The sequence below is a fragment of the Megasphaera elsdenii DSM 20460 genome (assembly GCF_003010495.1).
Lineage (GTDB): Bacteria > Bacillota > Negativicutes > Veillonellales > Megasphaeraceae > Megasphaera > Megasphaera elsdenii.
Window position 1 is genome coordinate 1,416,154 of record NZ_CP027570.1, and the last position, 20,189, is coordinate 1,436,342.

Sequence of the window (20,189 nt, forward strand, 5' to 3'; positions counted from 1 at the left end):
GCAAAAACCATATTACAATATTTTTGATGAAGTAATATACACTTTAGAAAGGCAGGTGAGAATATATCCGACCTAACCAAAACGATAAAACTTCGCATACATGTTACTCCTGAACAGGAAGTATTGCTCCGTCAAATGACGGAACAATACCGTCAGGCTTGCAACTTCGTGTCTCAATACATCTTCGACAATCAGTTCGACTTGACTTACCAAAGCCTCAACAAGAAACTGTATAGTGACCTTCGTGGCTTGTTCGGTTTGAAGTCTCAATTAGCCCAGTCTTCTATCAAGACGACGATTGCCAGATACAAGACAGTAAAACAACAGCTCTTCCAAAATCCTTATAGATATAAGGATGAGGATGGCCGCTGGCAACGCATCCCTAAGACTTTGGAATGGCTCTGGAACCCCGTATTCTTTCGCCGGCCGCAGGCTGACTTAGTCCGCAACCGGGACTACAGCTTCGTTGATGACGGGCAAGTCCTGTCCATCAATACACTCGGAAAAAGAACCAAATGTACCTTCGAAGGCGAACATTTCGCTGGATACCTTAATGTTTCCTATCAACTCGGTACTGCCAAACTGGTCGAACTGAAAGGGAGATGGTATCTGCATATCCCTGTTACCAAGGCGGTCGAAGATTTCCAGAAGGAGTGCGTCCGCCATGTCGTCGGCATCGACCGTGGACTTCGTTTCCTTGCAGTCAGCTATGACGAACAAGGCAAGACGAAGTTCGTCTCTGGTAAAAAGATTGCCACCAAACAAATCAGCGAAGCGCAAACTCAAAGCCATTTCTGGGCGAGAGAACCGTTGGATGTCTGATGTGAATCATCAGATTTCTAAGACACTCGTACAGAAATACGGCAAGGATACGCTTTTCGTGCTCGAGGACCTTGCTGGCGTCAGCTTCGAGGAAAGCAATCTTTCCAGAACCGCGAAACAGAACTACGATTTGCGGAGCTGGAGTTTTTACCAGTTGGAGCAGTTCTTGACATACAAGGCTCACGAGAACCGTTCGGAAGTCCTGAAAGTGTCTGCGAAGTACACCTCCCAGCGTTGCCCGAAATGCGGTATTATCCGCAAGGCGAACCGCGACCACCATAAGCACCTGTATAGTTGTCAGTGCGGATACAAATCCAACGACGACCGTATTGGAGCTATGAATATCCAGCTTCTCGGGACTATGTGGATTTCTGGGGACACCCATCCTCGATATGAACGAGTAACAACTACCTTGGAGTAAACTCCTTCTCATAAATTTCAGTGTATCAGATTCACTATCAGGCTTCAAGGGGATGATCTTACAGCGGATTTAAATGTCGGCTTATGACTAACGATATAGTTATACTGGGTTGTAGTTTGTAGAAGAGGGCTTTAAATTAAAAAACTTTCACTAAAAACTACAAACTGCAAACTTAATACTCAAAAAGGCGCTGTCTTCATGCGACAGCGCTTTTTTTCTTACTGAAGAACTTTCACCCGTTCTTCGATGGGGACTTTTACGATAGGTTTTGGAGGTTCTGTGGGATGGCCGAAGGGCATCTGGGCGATGAGCTGCCATTCTTTGGGGACGCCTGTGAGTTTCTTGACTTCGTCGTCGATGAGCGGGTTATAGTGCTGGAGGTTGACACCAAGTCCCAAATCAGTCAGGGCTGTCCAGACGGCAAACTGCATCATGCCGTTAGCCTGCTGGGCCCAGATGGGAAAATTCTTGGCGTAGAGCGGAAACTGGGAAGCCATGTTATCGACGATGGTCGTGTCGTCGAAGTAGAGGACTGTGCCGTAAGCTGCGGCGAAGGAGGTGATTTTGGCTTCGGTCGTAGCGAAATTGGCTGGCGGGACAATCTTGCGGAGTGTATCCATGGTGATTTTCCAGATGGCATCGTGCGTTTCGCCAAAGGCGATGACGACTTTGCCGGACTGCATGTTGAAGGCCGATGGCACTTCCCGGATGACATCCTGTATGGTCTGGATGATAGTTTCCTGAGGAATCGTGACGTTTTTATTGAGCGTGTAGTTCGTGCGCCGGTTGGTGACGGCTGTGGTGAAATAGGTCATGAGAGCACCTCCTGAATTTATCTGCGTATTATTAATTAATATTAATTATTATTTATTATTTAAAGTATAGCAAAGTGAAGAAAATAAGTCAAGAATCATATTTCCCTTGACAATGAGGCTTTTTTCATGATATCATTTATACATTGCGTAAGCAAAATTTAATTTCTTGAATTACTAATATGAGGTGATGTAGAAAATGGCAACGAGGAGAGACCCGCGTTTTAAGGAATGTCGCCGGTTCGGAGTTAATGTGTACGGACACCCTAAGGCATTAAAACGCGTACGTAAAGATCAGCGTCAGAAAAAAATGTCTGAATATGGCACACAGTTATTGGAAAAACAGAAACTTCGCGCATACTACAATTTGCTCGAACGTCAGTTTGTCCGTTATTATGATAAAGCCAAGAAGATGGAAGGCGTTACTGGCCAGAACATGCTGAAATTGCTGGAATGCCGTTTGGATAACCTGGTATATCGTATCGGTTTTGCAAACTCCATCCGCCAGGCACGTCAGATGGTCAACCACGGCCATATCCTGGTCAATGGCAAACGCTGCGACATCCCGTCGGCACACGTTAAAGTTGGCTCCGTTATCGCTTTGAAAGAAGCTTCCCGCTCCAACGAAATGTACAAAAAATCTTTCCAGGAATTGAAGACTTTCGATGTACCGTACATTGAAAAGAACTTCGACGGCTTCGAAGGCACACTGACCCGTATGCCCGAACGCGACGAAATTCCGGTAGAAATCAACGAAACACTGATCGTCGAATTGTACTCCAAATAAGAGCTGTTTGATGATAACAAAAGAGGCTGTCGCATTAAGACAGCCTCTTTTTGAGTATCAAGTTTGTAGTTTTTAGTTTGCAGCAAATGGTAAAAAAATTAAAACCAGCTTCTACAAACTACAAACTCCGTACTACAAACTATAAAGTAAAAGGGACTACCGCATGGTGATACAAACCTTCATGCGATAGTCTTTTTTGATGTTAAAGGCAACCTCTCGGACCGCCTTCGGCGGCCAGCTCCCCTATAATGGGAGCCTTTCGTCAAACATTCATGCCACGAGTCACGAGCTACTAGCCACGAGCCACGAGCCACAAAACTACCGGCTTTCGGAGAAGTCCAGGCCTTTGTCGGTGGCGTAATAGGTGCCAGGCTTTTCGCCGGCTTCTACGTAGCCTTTTTGCACTAAGTCGTCGATGAGGGTTTGGTCAGGCTTTTCTGGGGCAAACATTTCTTCCGGTGTTCCTTCTTCGCGTTCGACAGCTGCGATGAGGGCGGCTTCTTTGTCGTCTGTCGTCGGCGCTTCTTTTATATAGGCCAAATCTGGCAGGAACATGGGGTATTCTTTATGGGCTGTGAGGAAGAAGCGGCCGATGGCGATGGCCTGGCTCAAGAGGTTGCCTTCTTCCGTTTCGATGTCCATTTCATCGCAGATGACGTCGAGCTGGTTCGACGGGAAGTGATAGAGCTTCTTGGCGACTTCCAGCGTATCGGCATAGCGGAACGCCGGGGCATCGATGCCGTAGATGTGCAGGGCGTGGGTCAGGCAGCCCATGACGAACGGCGCGTTGTGGGCGACCAGGGTCTGTCCTTCGATGAGGTTTTTCAGGCCGGCCTGCCAATATTCGCCGAACTCATCGGCCTTCGAGAGTTCATCCCAGTGGTAGCGGTCTTTCACGGCGGACAAGTTATTTTCTGGCGGACGGACGTAGAAATAGCGGGTATCCTTCAGTTCGCCGTGGTCAAATTCAGCCAGGGCCAGGAGACAGATGGAATAAGGCTGCTCATTGGCCAGTTCCAGGGCGACGGCTGTGAAGTGCTGCGGGAAGCGGCGCAGTTTCCCCTTTTCTTCGATAGGGTATTTATAATAGCCATCGTCGGGCTTGATGTCGTACTGGTGCAGGTTTTCGACCTTGACATGTTCCTTCTTGGCCAGTTCTTCTTGAACTTTGGCTTTGCGCCGCCGTTTGCGCAGGGCCGACGTGAGGGAGTAGAGGACGGCGGCGATGAAGACGAGGGTGACGATCGTCGTGATGATGTGGATCAGGGAATCCATGAAATATCAAATCCTTTTCAATAATTTTGAGAGCCTATTCTTGGAAAAAGTTCATGTCGTAACAGGTACGGAAGGCACGGTTAGCGGCATGGCCGTTGACTGACAGGCGGTCTTTCGTCTTGACTTCCGGATTGGGCAGGGCCGAAGTGGACAGGACATTGCCCTGCAAGTCATAACTGACGTCGCCGAGGGTCTGGGTCTTTACGGTCTGGGCTTTAAAATTGTAGAAGAAATTGTTATCATAACCTTGGACCGTATTGTTGGCATAATCATAGGTCACGACAGTAGCCCGGATGATATAGTACGGCGGATCGTAGCGGACGGACTGAATGGTGTTCATGTCGATATACGATTCGGTCGTGTCGTTGTGACCGACTTGGACGAAGCGGGGATTATCGTCGAGAAAGGTAGCCGATGCCATAAAGCTGAACAGGCAGGCGAAGGTAACGGCCAGGGTTGCGATTTTTTTTAACATAAGATTACTTCCTTTCTGGCTGCCTTGTTTACAAGAGGGGCAGCCGTAGTTTATATTTATATTATATAAGAATTGCCAGACATTACAAGAACATATATTTTTCAAGTAGGACTTTTGCCCTTTCAGGTCGAATAGTATAATTATAAGAGGTGATCATATTGGATGTGATATATATTGGTCTGCCATTTTTCTTTTGGCAGGAAGACGAGTCGGAGCACGGCCTTGATGTTCACGTGACGGAAGGTTTTCAGAAACTGGATTTCCACGTGTATCCCCTCAATGCCGGCGACGATGCGGAGGAAATCTGTTCCGCCTATAATTGGCATACGTCTTTTGTCGATGAAGAGGCCGATATGGCCCCGTCAGAAGAATTTATTTCAGAGCACGTCTTGTGGGACGACTTCCGCCTGCTGTACATCTCGGCAGCGGCGGCTACTTCCGACGATGAGTACACGCAGTTCGTCTGCCATACGGCAGAACAGGCTAAAGAGAGCGGCCTCGTCGTCGCAGCCGAAGTCGTGGACTGCGATTTCGATGAAGATGACCCATACCCCTGGCGGGATAAGGCGACGGTCCTCTGGTCCCGCAGCGAGGTCCTGCCATCAGGCGGCCCGGCCTGTGCCGTGCGCCTGGCCCTGGGGGACGGCATCACCGTTGCCAGTCAGGACGGGGAACGGTCCTATGAGGTTCAGGTCGTCAGTGAATGTTTTATCCCTGCGTTCTTACAAGGATTGCTGGAAGGGCGCGATCCCTTTTCTATCATAGAATCTTATGTGTCTTAAGTTAGGAGGTTATTCATCTTGAATAGTAAAAAAATGGAAGAACATCCCTTGCGGGCGGCGATTCTCACAATCAGTAACAGCCGCAGCTTTTCTGACGATACGAACGGCCTGCTCATTCAGTCGGCTTTGGCCAACTACGGCCATCAGGTCGTCGACTATCAGATTGTCAAAGACGACAAGGCCGAAATCGAACGCCATCTCCATGAATGGGTCTGCAGCGTCGACCTGGTCATCACCAGCGGCGGTACGGGCCTGGCCAAGCGCGACGTGACCATCGAAACGGTGGAACCCCTGTTCGATAAGAAAATTCCGGCCTTCCAGTCGATGATGACGTATTTTGCCTATCGCCGGGCCTGCGGTGTACAGGCCATGGCCTACCGGACGACGGCTGGCATCATCCACCAGTGCCAGGTCTACTGCCTGCCGGGACTGCCGAGCCTCATCAAGATCGGTATGGAAAAAGTCATTTTGCCGGAAGTCTTTCATTTGTATTCGGAAATCAAGAAGTAAATGGAAACATCTAACATCATCCTTGTCACCGGCGGGGCGCGGAGTGGTAAAAGCGCCTTTGCCGAACGCTATGCTGCCGCCCTTCCCGGGCGGCATGCTTATGTGGCGACAGCCCGCATCTTCGATGAAGAAATGGCCCGGCGCATCGCCGCCCACCGCCGGCGCCGGCCGTCATCGTGGCAGACCTGGGAAATCCCGGAAGACCTGCCGGGGACGATGGAACGGTTGTGCCGGTCGTCAGATGTGGTCCTCGTCGACTGCCTGACTCTTTATTTTTCTAATTATCTCTTTGCTCACGACGGTGAAGCCGATGAAGTCCTCATCGACGGGGCCCTGGCTGAACTGAAAACTGTCATGGCCGCCTTTCGCCAGGCTGGCGTGACGGCTATCTTCGTCACCAACGAGCTGGGCTGCGGCATCGTTCCCATGGAGCATGTGAGCCGTTTGTACCGCGACCTCATCGGCAAGATCAATCAGGCTGCGGCAGCCGAAGCCGATGAAGTCTATTTGTCTGTCTGCGGGATTACGACGGAGCTGAAACAGCGGGCTGTCCGTCTGCCGGAGGTGAAACGATGAAAGCTTTTCTCATTGCCTTGCAGTTCTTATCGCGTATCCACCTGGCCTCGCAGAGCGTCTGGCGCGATGAGGACTTTGGCCGGTCTGTCTTGTTCTTTCCCGTCGTCGGCTTGATCATCGGCTTACTCCTGGCGGCGCTCTACGGAGCGTCGTCTTTCCTTTTCGACGCTTTTGGCCGGTCGGCCCTGGTCGTCGCCTTCTGGTTCTACCTGACCGGCGGACTCCACGCCGATGGCTATATGGATACGGCGGACGGCCTCTTTTCCGGCCGCAGCCGCGAACGGATGCTGGAAATCCTCAAGGACAGCCGCGTCGGCGCCGGCGGCGTAACGGCCTTCGTCTTCCTGGTCCTCCTGAAAGTGGCTTTCCTCAGCCAGCTGACGCCAGACGCAGCCCTGCCAGCCCTCATCGGAATCCCGGCAGCAGCCCGCTTCGGGACGCTGATCAGCATCTTCCAGTTTCCCTATGCCCGACAGCAAGGGCTGGGGAAGGCTTTCGTCACCTATGCGCCAGCCCATACCGTAGCGAAAGCTTTCGTACTGGCCCTGGTGCCGGCTTTCCTTTGCGGGCCTTTTTACCTGGGCCTGTTAGGGGCGGCCATGCTGTTGTCCTTGTGGGCTAATTTCCATATTAGCCGCAAACTGGGCGGCGTGACGGGCGATACGTATGGTGCCGTCCTCGAAGGCAGCGAAATGGCCCTGCTCCTGGTGACGGCTGTCGGTAGCAGGCTGGCCGATTTCTTGCTATAATGAAAGGGTACGAAGGTTGAATCACTTATAGGAAAATACACGGAGGAACACGATGATAAAATTATATTTAGCACGTCATGGCGAAACAGCAGGTAATGTCCAGCAGTGGTACCAGGGGTCGACTGATGTACCCCTCAATGACCATGGACTGGAACAGGCGAAATGCCTGGGAGAATTTTTCCGCCATGTCCATCTCGACGCCGTCTACAGCAGCACGCTCCAGCGCGCCAAGACGACGGCCGAATGTGTAGCCGCGCCGCACCATTTGGACGTCATCGCTTATGACGAACTGAAGGAAGCTGATTTCGGCGTCTGGGAAGGCCATACATACCAGGAAATCACGACCCAGTGGCCGGGTGAACTGGAAGCGGTCTATGCTTCGGACGGGACCTTGCCGGCCCGGGGCGGTGAATCGTTCTGCCAGGTCCGCGACCGGACACTGAAGAAGACACGGGAAATCTTGTCGCATCACAAAGATGGCGACAGCGTCTTCATGGTATCCCACGGGGCGGCAATCCGCTGCCTGATCTTTGGCCTGCTGGGCCTCGATATGAAGCGTATCTGGTGCTTCCAGCAGTTCAACACGGCTTTTAACATCATCGAATATTATGGCGACCGCAATGTCATGACCCTCATGAACTGCACGCAGCATCTGGAAGGCCTGACGGGGTATCAGCCCCAGTGGGACAAGATGCCGTCGCTCTAAGGAGGTATTATGGCAAAGACTATGCGCCTCGATAAGCTCCTGGGCCATACGGGCTGGGGGACGCGGCGGGAACTGAAGGAATTGTGCAAAGGCGGCCATGTGACCATGAATGGTACCGTCTGCCTCGACAGCAGCCAGAAAGTCGACCCGGCAGCTGATGTGATTGCCGTCGACGGTCAAATCGTGGGCTACGAAGAACATATCTATCTCATGCTCTATAAGCCGGCCGGCGTCGTATCGGCGACGGAAGACAACGTGTCGCCGACGGTCATCGGCCTCTTGCCGCGCCAATATCAGGGCGCCGGCCTGTTCCCGGTCGGCCGCCTCGATAAGGATACGACAGGCCTCCTGCTCATCACCAACGACGGGACCTGGGCCCATGGCATTACGTCGCCCAAGAAGCACATGGACAAGATATACGATGCCGTCGTCGAAGGCGATATCCCACCTGATATGGGCCAGCGCTTTGCCGATGGCATCGTCCTTGACGATGGCCTGCACTGCCTGCCGGCCAAGGCCGTCCAGACCGGCCCCCAGTCCCTTACGGTCGTCGTCCAGGAAGGAAAGTTCCATCAGGTCAAGCGCATGTGTGCTGCCGTCGGCCTGAAGGTCGTCCAGCTGCACCGCCGCTCCGTTGGCAGCGTCGTCCTCGATGAAGGTTTGGAGCCGGGCCAGTTCCGCCCGCTGACCGATGAGGAGCGGGAAGCCTTGAAAGGACGGGGCCGGTGATTTGCAATTCCACCTTTTCAGCAGGCGGAAAATATGGTATTATAAAATATGATTGAATTAATATAGGGTGATACTATGATAGAACAACGAATTGCCCGCCTGCGCGCTTTCCTGCAAGAACACGATGCAGACGGCGTCATTATCGTCCAGCCGGAAAATCTGCGTTATTTCAGTGCCTTTACAGGCGGTGAAGGCGCACTGGTCATTGGACTGGATCAGGCTGTATTGTGGACTGATTCCCGTTATACGGAACAGGCTGCCAACCAGTCCGGAACCTGGTACGATATCAAAAACCACCACAATGCCTTATCGTCATCCATCCGCTCGTCCTTGAACGACATGGAAATCGGCGTGGCAGGTTATGAAGAAAATTTCCTGACTCATTTCATGTACGAAAATATTTCCGATGGAGCTTTATGCGGCTTCCTGCCCTGTGATTTGACCAGTCTGCGGGCTGTGAAGGAACCGTATGAGCTGAAGGCGACGCGCAAGGCCAGCAATATTGCCGACCGGGCCTTTGCCGATTTATTGCCGTACATCAAGCCTGGCGTCACGGAAAAGGAACTGGCTGCCCGCCTGGAAAGCAATATGCTGCTTCTCGGGTCGGAAGAAAAGTCCTTTACGACTATCGTCGCCTCAGGCAGGCGTTCGGCCATGCCTCACGGTACGGCCAGCCCGAAAGTCATCGAAGCCGGTGATTTTGTTACCTTCGATTTCGGTGCTGTCTGGGAAGGCTACCATTCGGACATCACCCGGACTGTCGTCGTCGGCAAGGCGTCGCAGACCCAGAAGGATTTCTATAATCTCATCCTGGAAGGGCAGAAGCTGGGCGTATCCCTCGTCAAGGCCGGCGTTTCCCGCCGCGAAGTCGATTTTGCCGTGCGCAATTACTTCGCCCGCTATCACGTCAGCCAGTATTTCACTCATTCCCTGGGCCACGGTACGGGCCTGGAAATCCATGAACAACCGGTCCTGTCGCCGAAATCGACAGGCGTACTCGAAGAGAATATGATAGTCACGGTAGAACCGGGACTGTACATAGAAGGCAAGTTCGGCGTCCGCATTGAGGATTCCGTTGCCGTTACAGCCAACGGCTGTGAAATTTTAACCAAAACACCCAAAGAATTGATGGAGCTGTTATAGGAGGAGTTTACACATGATTACAAGTAATGATTTCAGACCAGGCGTAACTATCGAAATCGACGGCCAGGTATGGCAGGTCGTTGAATTCCAGCACGTAAAACCGGGCAAGGGCGCTGCTTTCGTCCGCGCTAAGATCAAGAACCTCGAAACGGGCGCTGTTGTCGAACGTACCTGGAATGCTGGCGAAAAAGTACAGGACGGCCACGTTGACCGCCGCCAGATGCAGTACCTCTATGAAAATGAAGGCATGTACTGTTTCATGGATAACGAAACATACGAACAGATTGAATTGAACAAAGACAACCTCGGTGACGCTGTCCATTTCCTCAAAGAAGAAATGAACGTTTCCGTCATGATGTTCAAAGGCAAAGTCATCGGCATCGATCTCCCGGCTGCTGTTGAACTGAAAGTCGTTGAAACCGATCCGGGTGTCCGCGGTGATACAGCGACAGGCGGCAGCAAACCGGCCAAACTGGAAACGGGCTATGTCGTCAAAGTACCGCTCTTTATCAATGAAGGCGAAGTTCTCCAGATCGACACGAGAACCGGCCAGTATATCGGCAGAGCATAAGGTATCCAAGGGGCTTCGCACGTGCGACAGCCCCTTTTGTGGACTAAAGGGGTGATTCCCATGGAAACAACTGAAGTGAATGAATGGGGAAGTATCCATATTTCCCAGCGCGTCATTGCATCCATTGCGGCCCTGACCGCGGCCAAAGCGGCTTATGTCGCCGACTTGGGAATGAATATTGCCGAAGCGGCGGCCGAGAAATTAGGACGTACCCTGCCGGGGCGCGGCGTCGATGTCACCATCGAGGGCCAGCGCATCGAGCTGACGGTCCGCCTGGTCATCCGCTATGGCTGCCGTATTCCCGACGTAGCCCTGGAAGTGCAGAAGTCCGTCAAGGATGCCGTCGAAAAGGCGACGGCCTGCACGGTTACGGCGGTCCACATCATTGTACAGCAGTTGGTTTTCGAGGAGGATCGTCACGATGGATGAAGAACAGGATTTTGCCTATGCCGTCAGTGAAAAGGCCCTGCGCCATATCGCCGAGACGGCCGGCCGCGAGGTGCCGGGCGTCGTCGCCATCCGCAGCCGCAGCGTATCGGTCGCAGGCGGTATCGTCCGTGTCCATCTGGCTGTCCGTGCCCGTTATGGCGGAGATTTGCACCATCTGGCCTTAGCTGTCCAGCAGCGGGCAGCCGCTGTGATTGAAGAGATGGCTGAACCGGAGGGACTCGATATTTCCGTCACCATTGAAGACCTGGCCTTTCCGCCAGCTGAATAAGTTATGAACACAGGAGGAAACTCGTGAGCAGACATAAAGCGCGCCAGCAGGCGCTCGAACTTTTATATTCCCGTGAATTTCACGGAGAAAACGATATCCAGTACAGCGAACAGGAAATCCTGGAAAACGATTACGTCACGACCGATACCTTGACCGAAGACGGTCCGGAACTGAGTGACCAGGAACGCGATGCCTATTGCACGTATCTCGTCGAAACGACGACGGAACACCGCGATGAACTGGATGACATCATCCGCTCCTTTGCCAAGGGCTGGGACATCGAACGGATGAACCGCACGGACCGCAACATCCTGCGCCTGGCCTTGTGCGAACTCGTGTACCCGAAAGAAACGCTGGCACCGTCCATCGTCCTCAACGAAGCCGTCATCCTGGCCAAGGAATTTAGCGGCGATAAATCGGCACGGTTCGTCAATGGCATCTTGGGTGCCTATGTAAGGTCGAAGGCCTGATGGACGTCTTTCTCGGCATCGATACGAGTTGTTACACGACGTCCCTATGCCTCGTCGATGACGCTTATGAAGTCGTCGCCGACGAACGCATCATCCTGAGCGTCGCAAAGGGCGGCCGTGGCCTGTCCCAGTCCAACATGGTCTATCAGCATACGCGGAATCTGCCGGTTCTCTTTGAACGGCTGGCAGGCATCCTGTCTCGTGCTCATATCCGGGCCATTGCCGTGACCGACCAGCCACGGCGCCGTGATGATTCCTATATGCCGGCTTTTTTGGCCGGTCTCGGTTATGCCCGGGCCCTGGCAGCCGTCTTAGGCGTCCCTTTATACCGCCTGAGCCATCAGGAAAATCATCTTCTCGCCGTCCTGCGCAGCCTGGGCCATATCGGTACGGATCCTTTTTACGGCATCCACTTGTCCGGCGGGACGACGGACCTGCTGCGGGCCGTCCCGGATGAACGGGGCCTCGACATCACCCGCATCGGCGGTACCAGCGATATCAGTGCCGGCCAGTTCATCGACCGCATGGGCGTGGCCCTGGACCTGCCGTTTCCGGCGGGCATCCATGTCGATAAGCTGGCTCAGACGGTAAATCCGCCTGTCAAAGGAGCCCATGTCTTCTGCCGCGATGGCCAGGTCAGCTTTTCCGGGCCGGAATCGCAGGGACAGCGGCTCGTGGCTTCCGGCGGGGAAGACCCGGCCCGCCTTTGCAGCTGGACACTGTCGACGGTCTGGCGCGGCCTGGAGAGCCTCCTCGATTACGCGGCAGCCGATGGCATGAAACATCTCGTCGCTGCCGGCGGCGTCATGTCCAACGCCTATTTGCGCCATCAGATGAGCGATTATTGCCGCTGCCATGGCATACGCCTGGATCTGGCTGCCGATGGCTTCAGCGCCGATAATGCCTCGGGCGCAGCCTTCTGGGCTGCCGTACAGGAAGGGAAGAAATCATGAAATATGCATCGGTTACGGACGTCGTCCGCCGCATCAAAGAGGATATCCACGGTGATTACCGCCTGCAGAGCCTTGCCATGGAAGGGAATATCATCGGCCTCAAGCGGGCGTCGAACGGCCATTATTATATGAATATCCGCGATGATCAGTGTTCCATCCGGGCCATTGTGTTCCGCAGCCGCGTGACGGCAGCGGTCCGGGCGGTCCGCGAAGGGGACCATGTCGTCGTCATCGGCGCCGTCAATGTCTATGAAAAAGGCGGCGCCCTTTCCTTTATCATTGAACAGCTCTTTTCTCAGGGTACCGGGTCCTTGCAGGCCCAGTACGAACGCATCAAGAATGAACTGGCCGCCCAGGGTTATTTCGACAGCAGCCACAAGAAGGAGCTGCCGCGGTTCCCCTGGCGCGTCGGCGTCCTGACGTCGAAGACGGGGGCCGTACTCCACGACATCTATAAGATTGCCGGCGAACGCAATCCCTATGCCGACATCGTCCTCCATCCCATCCCCGTCCAGGGCGACGGCGTCGATACGGCCATTGCCGCTGCCATCGAAGCGATGGGCCGGCGCAAGGACCTGGACGTCCTCATCGTCGGCCGCGGTGGCGGTTCCATGGAGGATTTGTGGTGCTTCAACAGCCCGGCCGTGGTCAAGGCCATTTATGGCGCTAAGGTGCCGGTCATTACGGCTATCGGTCATGAAACGGACACGACCCTGGCTGACTACGCAGCCGATGTGCGGGCGGCGACGCCGACCCATGCGGCGGAAATGGCTTTCTTCGATGTCCGTGAAGCGGAACTGGACCTGGCTGCCCTGGCAGACCGGGCTTATGAACGGGTCATGGCCTGCATCGAAGACCGCCAGCGACTGGTCGAACAGGCGGCAGGCCGGCTCAACTTGAAGCACTATGATGCTTTCCTGGCGATGAAAGAAACCCATCTGTCGGGCCTGATGCAACAGGCGGACCGGCAGCTGCAGCTCCAGTTAGAACAGAAACAGGGAAAGCTGAATACCCTGACGGCGTCTTTGCAGGCCCTGAATCCGGCAGCCCTCGTGCGCCGCGGATACGGCCAGCTCATGCAGCAGGGCAAGATCCTTACAGATATCCACAGCGTGTCGCAAGATTCGCCGCTGACGATACAAGTCGTCGACGGGACGATTACGACGGCTGTTAAAGAGGTGGACATATATGGCAAGAACGACTGATAAATTGAAGAGTTTTGAAAGCAATTATGAAAAATTGGAACAGCTCGTACAGGAACTGGATGCTCCAGACCTGACGCTGAAGCAGTCCCTCGATTTATATGAAAAGGCCATCAAATTATCCCAGTCCTGCGAAGGAGCCCTGGAATATGCCCGCCAGAAAGCGCAGGCCCTGGCCGACGTCCGGGACGATAAGGATGATAGCGGCGAAGAACCGATCGAAGGGGTGCTGGACTTATGACTTTCCAAGATTATCTGGCAGCGCAGCGGAAACGCGTCGATGATTACCTGGCCCAGGTATTGACGACAGAACAGCCGCGTTTTTCCAAGCTTTACGAAGCTATGAACTACAGCCTCCTGGCCGGCGGTAAGCGCATCCGTCCGATCCTCCTGCTAGCGACAGTAGAAGCCCTGGGGCAGGATGCCGCACCTTATACGGGGCTGGCCTGTGCCCTGGAATGTATCCATACGTATTCGCTGATCCACGACGACCTGCCCTGCATGGATGATGACGATCTGCGCCGGGGCAAGCCGACGAATCATGTTGTCTACGGGGCGGGTCTGGCGACCCTGGCCGGTGACGGCCTGCTGACCTTTGCCTTCGAGCTCATGGCCAGCCAGAAAGGCATTGCACCGGATAAATTGAACCGCTGTATCGCCGTCATCGCAAAAGCGGCCGGCCCGGCCGGCATGGTCGGCGGCCAGGCTTTCGATTTGGCATCTGACGGAGACATGGCCATCGGTCGGGAGGGTATGGAACTCCTGCACCGTTCCAAGACAGGCGTCATCTTCAAGGCCGCTATCGATATGGCCGCTATCGTTACCGAGGCTTCGCCGCAGCAAAAGCAGGCTTTGGATGCCTATGCATCGTACATGGGCCTGACCTTCCAGATTACCGACGATATCCTCGATGTCGTCGGCGACGAAGCCCTGCTGGGCAAACCCGTCGGCAGCGATGCCCGCAACGACAAGGCCACGTATGTGACTATCTTTTCCCTGGACGAAGCCCGGCGCATGGCCTGTGAAGCGGCAGATAAAGCCGTCCAGGCCCTGGAACCGTTAGGGCCGAAAGCCTGTTTCCTCAAGGAATTGGTCGAGCATCTGCTGGTTCGCGTTCATTAGTGTGAGAGGGGTATTACATTTATGCAGCATAAAGAAAGATTAGACGTGCTTCTCGTCAGCCGCGGCTTGTCTGAGAGCCGGGAAAAGGCCAAGGCGACCATCATGGCCGGCTTGGTCTTCGTTGACAATCAGCGCGTCGATAAGGCGGGTACGAAGCTGCCCGTCGATGTAGAAATCACGGTCAAAGGGAATCCGATCCCTTATGTCGGCCGGGGCGGCCTGAAATTAGAAAAAGCCATGGAAACGTTTCCCATCGATTTGACGGGCAAGACTATGATGGATATCGGCGCCTCGACAGGCGGTTTTACGGACTGCGCCCTCCAGCGCGGGGCGGCCAAGGTCTTTGCCGTCGATGTCGGCTATGGCCAGCTGGCCTGGAAGCTGCGGACCGATGACCGCGTCGTCAATATGGAACGGACCAATATCCGCAACGTCACCGTCGCAGATATCGGCGAACCTGTCGATTTCATTTCCATTGACGTATCCTTCATTTCCCTGCTGAAAATCATGCCGGCTGTGGAACCGCTGCTCAAAGAAGGCGGTACCATGGTCACTCTCATCAAGCCTCAGTTCGAAGCGGGCCGGGAACACGTCGGTAAAGGCGGCATCGTCCGCGATATCCAGGTTCACCGCGACGTCATCCGCCACGTCACGGACGGCATCGCCGCCTGCGGTTTGTCGCCGCTGGGCCTGACCTTCTCGCCCATCAAAGGGGCTGATGGCAATATAGAATATCTCTTGTACAGCCGTAAAGACAATCCCTGCCATAACGATATCACTGACGCCGTTGTCGATGACATCGTCGGTAAATCTCATGAAATGTAGGTGATCCCCATGCGTATCGGTATTTTCCCGAACCTCGTCAAACGCGAAAGTGCTGCCATCGTCCAGCAGATGATCAAAATTTGCGAAAAATATGGCATTGAATACTATCTGCCGGCTTATGTCAGCGAGAGCCGCCAGCCGGCCTATCAGCGCATCGGCGCTGAACACCTGCGCCCACGCATGACGATTTACAGCACCATCGACGTAGCCATGGTCCTCGGCGGCGACGGGACCATTCTCAAGATGGCCAAACAGTTTGCCGAAGCTGACATCCCGGTCTGCGGCATCAATCTCGGCTCTCTGGGCTTCCTTTACGAAGTCGAGACCAAGAACCTGGAAAAGCGCATGGAAGATATCCTGGCCGGCCGCTATTTCCTGGAAGAACGGATGATGCTCCATTCGGAATTGTGCTATGAAGACGGACTGGTCCAGTCCCTGCCCGATGCCCTCAACGACATCGTCATCGGCCACGGCAATGTAGGTAAGCTCATCCGCATCGATCTCAGCATCAACGGCCATTTCATCCAGCAGTATCCCGGCGATGGCCTCATCGTAGCGACGGCGACGGGGAGTACGGGCTATACCTTCTCCAGCGGCGGCCCTATCGTCGCGCCCAGCGTGCCCTGCATCATGGTCACGCCCATTTGCCCGCACTTGCTGCTCAAAGTACCCCTGGTCCTGCGCGATGACGACCAGGTATCGGTGACGGTGGCCAACAGCCGCAACAGCGTCCGCGTCTCCGTCGACGGCATGATGGACCAGGAACTGATGCGCAATATGACCCTTCAGGTCCGCAAGTCCGACCACGTCCTCAAGATCATCCGCTTCAACAAGAACTATTTCTACAGCAATTTATTTACGAAAATGATGGGAAATGATTAATATGTATCCATTCCGCAATGCCGTTACCGTCTCTCATATGATGATGGAACCCTATGCCCGCCAGGCTCATGTCCTCGTCGACATGACCTGCGGCAATGGCCATGATACGGCTTTCCTGGCCCGTCTCATGCCGGACGATGCCGTCCTCTACGCCTTTGATATCCAGCCCTGTGCCATTGACCATACGCAGCAGCGCCTGCAGCAGGAAGGGCTGGACGGGAAGCACGTCGTCTGCACCTGCGGTTCTCACGACGAACTCCTGGCCCGGATACAGGAAAACGTGGATTTAATGGTATTCAATCTGGGCTATTTGCCGTCAGGCGACCATAAAATCCATACAAATTGTGAAATAACACTAAAAGCTATGAAAATAGGCTTGAATAAAATTGCGATAAATGGGATAATTATGATAGCAGCTTATCCCGGTACCGAAGCCGGGGCTCGCGAAGAACAAGCGCTGCGGTCGTATTTACAGACCATACCCCAGCAGGACTTCCATATTTCGTCCTGGCAGCCCGTCAATGAGGTGCATTGTCCACCCGTATTATATATTGTACAGAAAAGAGGGAAACGTCATCATGAAGAGATTCCGTTACACTAAGATTAAAGAAATTGTCCAGTCCCGTCCCATCGAAACGCAGGAAGAATTAGCCAAGGCCTTGCAGGAAGAAGGCATCGAAGTCACACAGGCTACGGTTTCCCGCGACATTAAAGAACTCATGCTCATCAAGGTTCCGACCAGTGACGGCCATTACCGCTATGCCTTGTCGCCGGAACAGAATATGCTCATGTCCAAGAACCGCATGGCCCGCCTGTTCCAGGACTCCATCGTCCGCGTCGATTCGGCGTATAACCAGATCATCGTCCACACCCTGCCCGGTTCGGCCAATCCCATTGCCGCCGCGATCGACCACGCCCGCTGGGAAAATGTCATCGGCACCCTGGCCGGCGATGATACGGTCCTCCTCATCGTCAAGGACACGGAAACGGTTCCGAAACTGGTCAAGCTTATCGTATCGCTGATGAAGGAATGAGGCCCTTATGCTGCAGTCCCTGCACATCCACAATTTTGCTCTGATTGAAGACCTGCACCTTACTTTTGGCGACGGGGTGACGATTTTTACTGGCGAGACAGGCGCTGGCAAATCGATTCTCCTCGACGCCATCGGTATGCTGGCAGGCAAACGCGCATCGGCATCGTTCGTCCGCCACGGGACGGACTCGTTCCTCGTCGAAGGCGCGTTCTTTTTTTCTGCGTTGCCTGAAGGGCTAGAACAGCTCCTGGAGGCCAACCACATCGAAGTCGATGAAGGCCAGCTCATCATTTCCCGCCAGTTCCCGCGCAGCGGCCGCGGGACCATCCTGGTCAACGGGACGCTGGTACCGACGGCGACCCTGCGGCGGCTGGGCGAGTACCTGCTGGATATCCACGGCCAGTTCGACAACAGCCTGATTTTCAACCCGTCTTATCACGTGGCTATCCTCGACGGCCTTACGGCAGACGTCCGTCAGGCCCGTCAGGACTACGACGGATTATACCGCCAGTGGCATGAGACGGAAGGGGAAATCAAGGCTTTGCGCCATGACGAAAGTGAAAAGGCGCGGATGCTCAGTATCCTGGCGTTCCAGATCAAGGAAATCGAGGGAGCCGCCCTGAAAGAAGGGGAAGACGACGAACTGGAGCAGAAAATCAACAAGGCGTCCCATGCCGAACATATTAAGGATAATCTGAAGGAGGCCATGTTCGCCCTGGAAGGGAGTGAACGCCAGCCCGGCGTCATCGAGCAGATCGAGACCATCCACCGCAGCCTGGAAAAGGCCTCAGCTTACGATGAAGCCTTCAGTGCCCTGGCTGGGAAAGTCGAGACCTTGTCGTATGAAATCGAAGACGTTCACGACGGCCTTTTGCGCTATGCCGATTCTTTCGACTTCGATGAACGGGCCCTGGATGCCATGCAGTCCCGCCTGGCGTCGATTGAAAAGCTCAAGCGCAAGTACGGTTTCACTGTCGCCGATATCCTGCAATTCCTGGCCAAGGCCAAGGCCGATTATGAACGGCTCGACCAGTCCGAAAGCCATCTGGCCAAGCTGGAAGAGAAACTGGCCCGTGAAGCCGAAGCCGTGCGCCAGCAGGCCCAAGTCCTGGCCGCTGCCCGCCGTGAGGCCGACAGCCAGTTCAGCAAGGCCATGACGGCGACGCTCAATAAGTTGGGCATGCTGAACAGCCGCATCGCCTTCCATATCGAACCGATGAAGGACATCACACCGGATGGTTCCGCCGGCATCGAGCTTTATTTCTCGGCCAATACGGGCGAAGCCATGCAGCCCTTGGCGAAAATCGCCTCGGGCGGCGAAGTATCGCGTATTGCCCTGGCCCTGAAGACGGCCGGCCCCGAACGGACGACGGGCAAGACCATGATTTTCGATGAAATCGACGTCGGCATCAGTGGCCAGACAGGCCTGCAGGTCGCCGACCATATCCGCCAGCTCTCCGGGCAGGGCCAGGTCTTCTGCATTACCCACCTGCCACAGACGGCGGCCATTGCCGACCACCATTACTTCATTTATAAGAAAGAAATGGACGGCCGCACGGTTACCCAGGTCCGGGGCCTCTCGGAGGGGGAACACGTCCTGGAAATCGCCCGCATGTTCGCCGGCAACGATACGACCAAGGCCAGCATCGAAGCGGCCCGCCAGATTGTAAAGCAAGTCAAGGGCAGGTAATGCCCTTGACTTGCGATTCGACATTGCTTTGCGGGTTGACGAATGTCCGCGATAGGTATATAGTTAAATATAATTTCAAAAATCAGAAGTCCCATCAAAAGGGACTCACAGGAGGGATAGATATGCTTCGTGTATTAGTTAACGGTGCCGATGGCCGCATGGGCAGCCAGGTCGTCAAAGCCGTCTTTGAAGACCCGGAACTGGAAGTAGCCGGTGGCATCAGCATTACTCATGTCGGCGAAGATGTCGGTGACATCGCCGGTGTCGGCCACTTAGGACTGACCATCCGCGATGACCTGGGCGCTGCCCTCGATGACATCAAACCGGATGTCGTCGTCGATTTCACCACGCCGAAAGTCATCTTCAACAACGCTAAGACCTGCATCGAACACGGTGTCAATATGGTCGTCGGCACGACGGGCCTGACCGCTGAACAGCGTCATGAACTCCATGCCCTGGCTCTGGAAAAGAAGACGAGCATCTTCATTGCCCCGAACTTTTCCATCGGCGCTGTCCTGATGATGAAGCTCTCGACAGAAGTCGCTCCGTATCTGCCGGATGTCGAAATCATCGAACTCCATCACAACAATAAACTGGACGCTCCGTCCGGCACGGCCATCATGACGGCCGATAAGATCGATGCGGCCCGCAAAGAAGCTGGTGTACAGCCGGCTCCGGACAAGACCCATGAAAGCCTCGATGGCGCCCGCGGTGCTTCCGTAGATGGCATCCCCATCCACAGTGTCCGCCTTCCGGGCTACATCGCTCATCAGCAAGTTTTATTCGGGGGATACGGCGAACTGCTGACGATCCGCCACGATTCGATGGACCGCAAGTCCTTCATGCCTGGCGTCGTCTTAGCCGTCAAGAAAGTAAGCTCTCGTCCGGGCTTGACCTTTGGACTGGAAAACTATTTATAAAAAGAACCATTAGGG

The 20,189-nt window shown here is 54.3% G+C and carries 27 protein-coding genes; 24 read left to right on the top strand and 3 right to left on the bottom strand.

Annotated elements, in window-relative coordinates; genetic code table 11:
- Positions 1–135: 135 nt before the first annotated feature.
- Positions 136–822: a hypothetical protein gene (locus tag C6362_RS12150; RefSeq protein WP_232501495.1), complete on the top strand. Its 687-nt coding sequence runs from the start codon at positions 136–138 to the stop codon at positions 820–822.
- On the top strand, positions 710–1,243 hold the full coding sequence (locus tag C6362_RS12155) for an RNA-guided endonuclease TnpB family protein (RefSeq protein ID WP_232501496.1): 534 nt from the start codon (positions 710–712) through the stop codon (positions 1,241–1,243). The genes C6362_RS12150 and C6362_RS12155 overlap by 113 nt, the downstream gene beginning before the upstream one ends.
- A 218-nt stretch (positions 1,244–1,461) precedes the next feature.
- Here the strand turns inward: C6362_RS12155 and C6362_RS06620 are convergent, their stop codons facing one another.
- Positions 1,462–2,058 carry a nitroreductase family protein gene (locus C6362_RS06620; protein ID WP_014015949.1) on the bottom strand — a complete coding sequence of 199 codons (597 nt, stop codon included), beginning with the start codon at positions 2,056–2,058 and terminating at the stop codon, positions 1,462–1,464.
- A gap of 196 nt (positions 2,059–2,254) precedes the next feature.
- On the opposite strand from C6362_RS06620, the gene rpsD reads away from it, so the two are divergent.
- Complete coding sequence (gene rpsD / locus C6362_RS06625; RefSeq protein ID WP_014015950.1) at positions 2,255–2,842, top strand: 30S ribosomal protein S4; 588 nt, start codon at positions 2,255–2,257, stop codon at positions 2,840–2,842.
- Positions 2,843–3,160: 318 nt separating this feature from the next.
- Here the strand turns inward: rpsD and C6362_RS06630 are convergent, their stop codons facing one another.
- Both C6362_RS06630 and C6362_RS06635 read right to left on the bottom strand, forming a co-directional pair.
- Positions 3,161–4,117 carry an exonuclease domain-containing protein gene (locus C6362_RS06630; RefSeq protein WP_014015951.1) on the bottom strand — a complete coding sequence of 319 codons (957 nt, stop codon included), beginning with the start codon at positions 4,115–4,117 and terminating at the stop codon, positions 3,161–3,163.
- Between the two features lie 34 nt (positions 4,118–4,151).
- Positions 4,152–4,592 (bottom strand): hypothetical protein, encoded by a 441-nt coding sequence (locus tag C6362_RS06635; RefSeq protein WP_014015952.1) that lies wholly within the window; start codon positions 4,590–4,592, stop codon positions 4,152–4,154.
- Positions 4,593–4,825: 233 nt separating this feature from the next.
- Here C6362_RS06635 and C6362_RS06640 point away from each other — a divergent pair, with 233 nt between their 5' ends.
- From C6362_RS06640 to dapB, 21 genes are all read left to right on the top strand, one after another.
- On the top strand, positions 4,826–5,374 hold the full coding sequence (locus C6362_RS06640; protein WP_232501497.1) for a hypothetical protein: 549 nt from the start codon (positions 4,826–4,828) through the stop codon (positions 5,372–5,374).
- 18 nt (positions 5,375–5,392) lie between these two features.
- Entirely contained in the window at positions 5,393–5,884 is a 492-nt protein-coding gene (locus C6362_RS06645; RefSeq protein WP_014015954.1) for a MogA/MoaB family molybdenum cofactor biosynthesis protein, read from the top strand.
- Positions 5,885–6,460 (top strand): bifunctional adenosylcobinamide kinase/adenosylcobinamide-phosphate guanylyltransferase, encoded by a 576-nt coding sequence (cobU, locus tag C6362_RS06650; protein ID WP_014015955.1) that lies wholly within the window; start codon positions 5,885–5,887, stop codon positions 6,458–6,460.
- On the top strand, positions 6,457–7,209 hold the full coding sequence (gene cobS / locus C6362_RS06655; protein WP_014015956.1) for an adenosylcobinamide-GDP ribazoletransferase: 753 nt from the start codon (positions 6,457–6,459) through the stop codon (positions 7,207–7,209). The genes cobU and cobS overlap by 4 nt, the downstream gene beginning before the upstream one ends.
- A 52-nt stretch (positions 7,210–7,261) precedes the next feature.
- Positions 7,262–7,915: a histidine phosphatase family protein gene (locus tag C6362_RS06660; RefSeq protein ID WP_014015957.1), complete on the top strand. Its 654-nt coding sequence runs from the start codon at positions 7,262–7,264 to the stop codon at positions 7,913–7,915.
- 9 nt (positions 7,916–7,924) lie between these two features.
- Positions 7,925–8,644 carry a pseudouridine synthase gene (locus C6362_RS06665; protein ID WP_014015958.1) on the top strand — a complete coding sequence of 240 codons (720 nt, stop codon included), beginning with the start codon at positions 7,925–7,927 and terminating at the stop codon, positions 8,642–8,644.
- Positions 8,645–8,719: 75 nt separating this feature from the next.
- A complete protein-coding gene (locus tag C6362_RS06670; RefSeq protein ID WP_014015959.1) occupies positions 8,720–9,787 on the top strand; it encodes a M24 family metallopeptidase in 1,068 nt (355 codons plus the stop codon).
- A gap of 13 nt (positions 9,788–9,800) precedes the next feature.
- Positions 9,801–10,358, top strand: a complete 558-nt coding sequence (efp, locus tag C6362_RS06675; protein WP_014015960.1) for an elongation factor P — start codon at positions 9,801–9,803, stop codon at positions 10,356–10,358.
- 60 nt (positions 10,359–10,418) lie between these two features.
- Entirely contained in the window at positions 10,419–10,787 is a 369-nt protein-coding gene (locus tag C6362_RS06680) for an Asp23/Gls24 family envelope stress response protein (protein WP_014015961.1), read from the top strand.
- Positions 10,780–11,076 (top strand): Asp23/Gls24 family envelope stress response protein, encoded by a 297-nt coding sequence (locus C6362_RS06685; protein WP_014015962.1) that lies wholly within the window; start codon positions 10,780–10,782, stop codon positions 11,074–11,076. Before C6362_RS06680 ends, C6362_RS06685 begins: the two co-directional genes overlap by 8 nt.
- Before the next feature lie 23 nt (positions 11,077–11,099).
- On the top strand, positions 11,100–11,546 hold the full coding sequence (nusB, locus tag C6362_RS06690; RefSeq protein WP_014015963.1) for a transcription antitermination factor NusB: 447 nt from the start codon (positions 11,100–11,102) through the stop codon (positions 11,544–11,546).
- Positions 11,546–12,499, top strand: coding sequence for a tRNA (adenosine(37)-N6)-threonylcarbamoyltransferase complex transferase subunit TsaD (locus C6362_RS06695; RefSeq protein WP_014015964.1), 954 nt, complete (start codon positions 11,546–11,548; stop codon positions 12,497–12,499). The genes nusB and C6362_RS06695 overlap by 1 nt, the downstream gene beginning before the upstream one ends.
- On the top strand, positions 12,496–13,704 hold the full coding sequence (gene xseA / locus C6362_RS06700) for an exodeoxyribonuclease VII large subunit (RefSeq protein WP_014015965.1): 1,209 nt from the start codon (positions 12,496–12,498) through the stop codon (positions 13,702–13,704). The genes C6362_RS06695 and xseA overlap by 4 nt, the downstream gene beginning before the upstream one ends.
- Positions 13,688–13,942 (top strand): exodeoxyribonuclease VII small subunit, encoded by a 255-nt coding sequence (gene xseB / locus C6362_RS06705; RefSeq protein WP_014015966.1) that lies wholly within the window; start codon positions 13,688–13,690, stop codon positions 13,940–13,942. Before xseA ends, xseB begins: the two co-directional genes overlap by 17 nt.
- Positions 13,939–14,823: a polyprenyl synthetase family protein gene (locus C6362_RS06710; RefSeq protein ID WP_014015967.1), complete on the top strand. Its 885-nt coding sequence runs from the start codon at positions 13,939–13,941 to the stop codon at positions 14,821–14,823. The genes xseB and C6362_RS06710 overlap by 4 nt, the downstream gene beginning before the upstream one ends.
- 21 nt (positions 14,824–14,844) lie before the next feature.
- On the top strand, positions 14,845–15,648 hold the full coding sequence (locus C6362_RS06715) for a TlyA family RNA methyltransferase (protein WP_014015968.1): 804 nt from the start codon (positions 14,845–14,847) through the stop codon (positions 15,646–15,648).
- 9 nt (positions 15,649–15,657) lie between these two features.
- A complete protein-coding gene (locus C6362_RS06720) occupies positions 15,658–16,530 on the top strand; it encodes an NAD(+)/NADH kinase (RefSeq protein WP_014015969.1) in 873 nt (290 codons plus the stop codon).
- Positions 16,523–17,131: a class I SAM-dependent methyltransferase gene (locus C6362_RS06725; protein ID WP_027894892.1), complete on the top strand. Its 609-nt coding sequence runs from the start codon at positions 16,523–16,525 to the stop codon at positions 17,129–17,131. The genes C6362_RS06720 and C6362_RS06725 overlap by 8 nt, the downstream gene beginning before the upstream one ends.
- Positions 17,109–17,564: an arginine repressor gene (gene argR, locus C6362_RS06730; RefSeq protein ID WP_014015971.1), complete on the top strand. Its 456-nt coding sequence runs from the start codon at positions 17,109–17,111 to the stop codon at positions 17,562–17,564. Before C6362_RS06725 ends, argR begins: the two co-directional genes overlap by 23 nt.
- 7 nt (positions 17,565–17,571) lie before the next feature.
- The gene (gene recN / locus C6362_RS06735) at positions 17,572–19,254 is read left to right on the top strand and encodes a DNA repair protein RecN (RefSeq protein ID WP_014015972.1); all 1,683 of its coding nucleotides are present in this window, start codon (positions 17,572–17,574) and stop codon (positions 19,252–19,254) included.
- Between the two features lie 122 nt (positions 19,255–19,376).
- Complete coding sequence (gene dapB / locus C6362_RS06740; protein ID WP_014015973.1) at positions 19,377–20,174, top strand: 4-hydroxy-tetrahydrodipicolinate reductase; 798 nt, start codon at positions 19,377–19,379, stop codon at positions 20,172–20,174.
- Positions 20,175–20,189 lie beyond the last annotated feature (15 nt).

Bases quoted from the DNA above. Each gene is read 5' to 3' on its own strand.
- C6362_RS12150 (WP_232501495.1), top strand. From the start codon at position 136: ATGACGGAACAATACCGTCAGGCTTGCAACTTCGTGTCTCAATACATC.
- C6362_RS12155 (WP_232501496.1), top strand. From the start codon at position 710: ATGACGAACAAGGCAAGACGAAGTTCGTCTCTGGTAAAAAGATTGCCA.
- C6362_RS06620 (WP_014015949.1), bottom strand. From the start codon at position 2,058: ATGACCTATTTCACCACAGCCGTCACCAACCGGCGCACGAACTACACG.
- rpsD (WP_014015950.1), top strand. From the start codon at position 2,255: ATGGCAACGAGGAGAGACCCGCGTTTTAAGGAATGTCGCCGGTTCGGA.
- C6362_RS06630 (WP_014015951.1), bottom strand. From the start codon at position 4,117: ATGGATTCCCTGATCCACATCATCACGACGATCGTCACCCTCGTCTTC.
- C6362_RS06635 (WP_014015952.1), bottom strand. From the start codon at position 4,592: ATGTTAAAAAAAATCGCAACCCTGGCCGTTACCTTCGCCTGCCTGTTC.
- cobU (WP_014015955.1), top strand. From the start codon at position 5,885: ATGGAAACATCTAACATCATCCTTGTCACCGGCGGGGCGCGGAGTGGT.
- cobS (WP_014015956.1), top strand. From the start codon at position 6,457: ATGAAAGCTTTTCTCATTGCCTTGCAGTTCTTATCGCGTATCCACCTG.
- C6362_RS06660 (WP_014015957.1), top strand. From the start codon at position 7,262: ATGATAAAATTATATTTAGCACGTCATGGCGAAACAGCAGGTAATGTC.
- C6362_RS06665 (WP_014015958.1), top strand. From the start codon at position 7,925: ATGGCAAAGACTATGCGCCTCGATAAGCTCCTGGGCCATACGGGCTGG.
- C6362_RS06670 (WP_014015959.1), top strand. From the start codon at position 8,720: ATGATAGAACAACGAATTGCCCGCCTGCGCGCTTTCCTGCAAGAACAC.
- efp (WP_014015960.1), top strand. From the start codon at position 9,801: ATGATTACAAGTAATGATTTCAGACCAGGCGTAACTATCGAAATCGAC.
- C6362_RS06680 (WP_014015961.1), top strand. From the start codon at position 10,419: ATGGAAACAACTGAAGTGAATGAATGGGGAAGTATCCATATTTCCCAG.
- C6362_RS06685 (WP_014015962.1), top strand. From the start codon at position 10,780: ATGGATGAAGAACAGGATTTTGCCTATGCCGTCAGTGAAAAGGCCCTG.
- C6362_RS06695 (WP_014015964.1), top strand. From the start codon at position 11,546: ATGGACGTCTTTCTCGGCATCGATACGAGTTGTTACACGACGTCCCTA.
- xseA (WP_014015965.1), top strand. From the start codon at position 12,496: ATGAAATATGCATCGGTTACGGACGTCGTCCGCCGCATCAAAGAGGAT.
- xseB (WP_014015966.1), top strand. From the start codon at position 13,688: ATGGCAAGAACGACTGATAAATTGAAGAGTTTTGAAAGCAATTATGAA.
- C6362_RS06710 (WP_014015967.1), top strand. From the start codon at position 13,939: ATGACTTTCCAAGATTATCTGGCAGCGCAGCGGAAACGCGTCGATGAT.
- C6362_RS06715 (WP_014015968.1), top strand. From the start codon at position 14,845: ATGCAGCATAAAGAAAGATTAGACGTGCTTCTCGTCAGCCGCGGCTTG.
- C6362_RS06720 (WP_014015969.1), top strand. From the start codon at position 15,658: ATGCGTATCGGTATTTTCCCGAACCTCGTCAAACGCGAAAGTGCTGCC.
- C6362_RS06725 (WP_027894892.1), top strand. From the start codon at position 16,523: ATGATTAATATGTATCCATTCCGCAATGCCGTTACCGTCTCTCATATG.
- argR (WP_014015971.1), top strand. From the start codon at position 17,109: ATGAAGAGATTCCGTTACACTAAGATTAAAGAAATTGTCCAGTCCCGT.
- recN (WP_014015972.1), top strand. From the start codon at position 17,572: ATGCTGCAGTCCCTGCACATCCACAATTTTGCTCTGATTGAAGACCTG.
- dapB (WP_014015973.1), top strand. From the start codon at position 19,377: ATGCTTCGTGTATTAGTTAACGGTGCCGATGGCCGCATGGGCAGCCAG.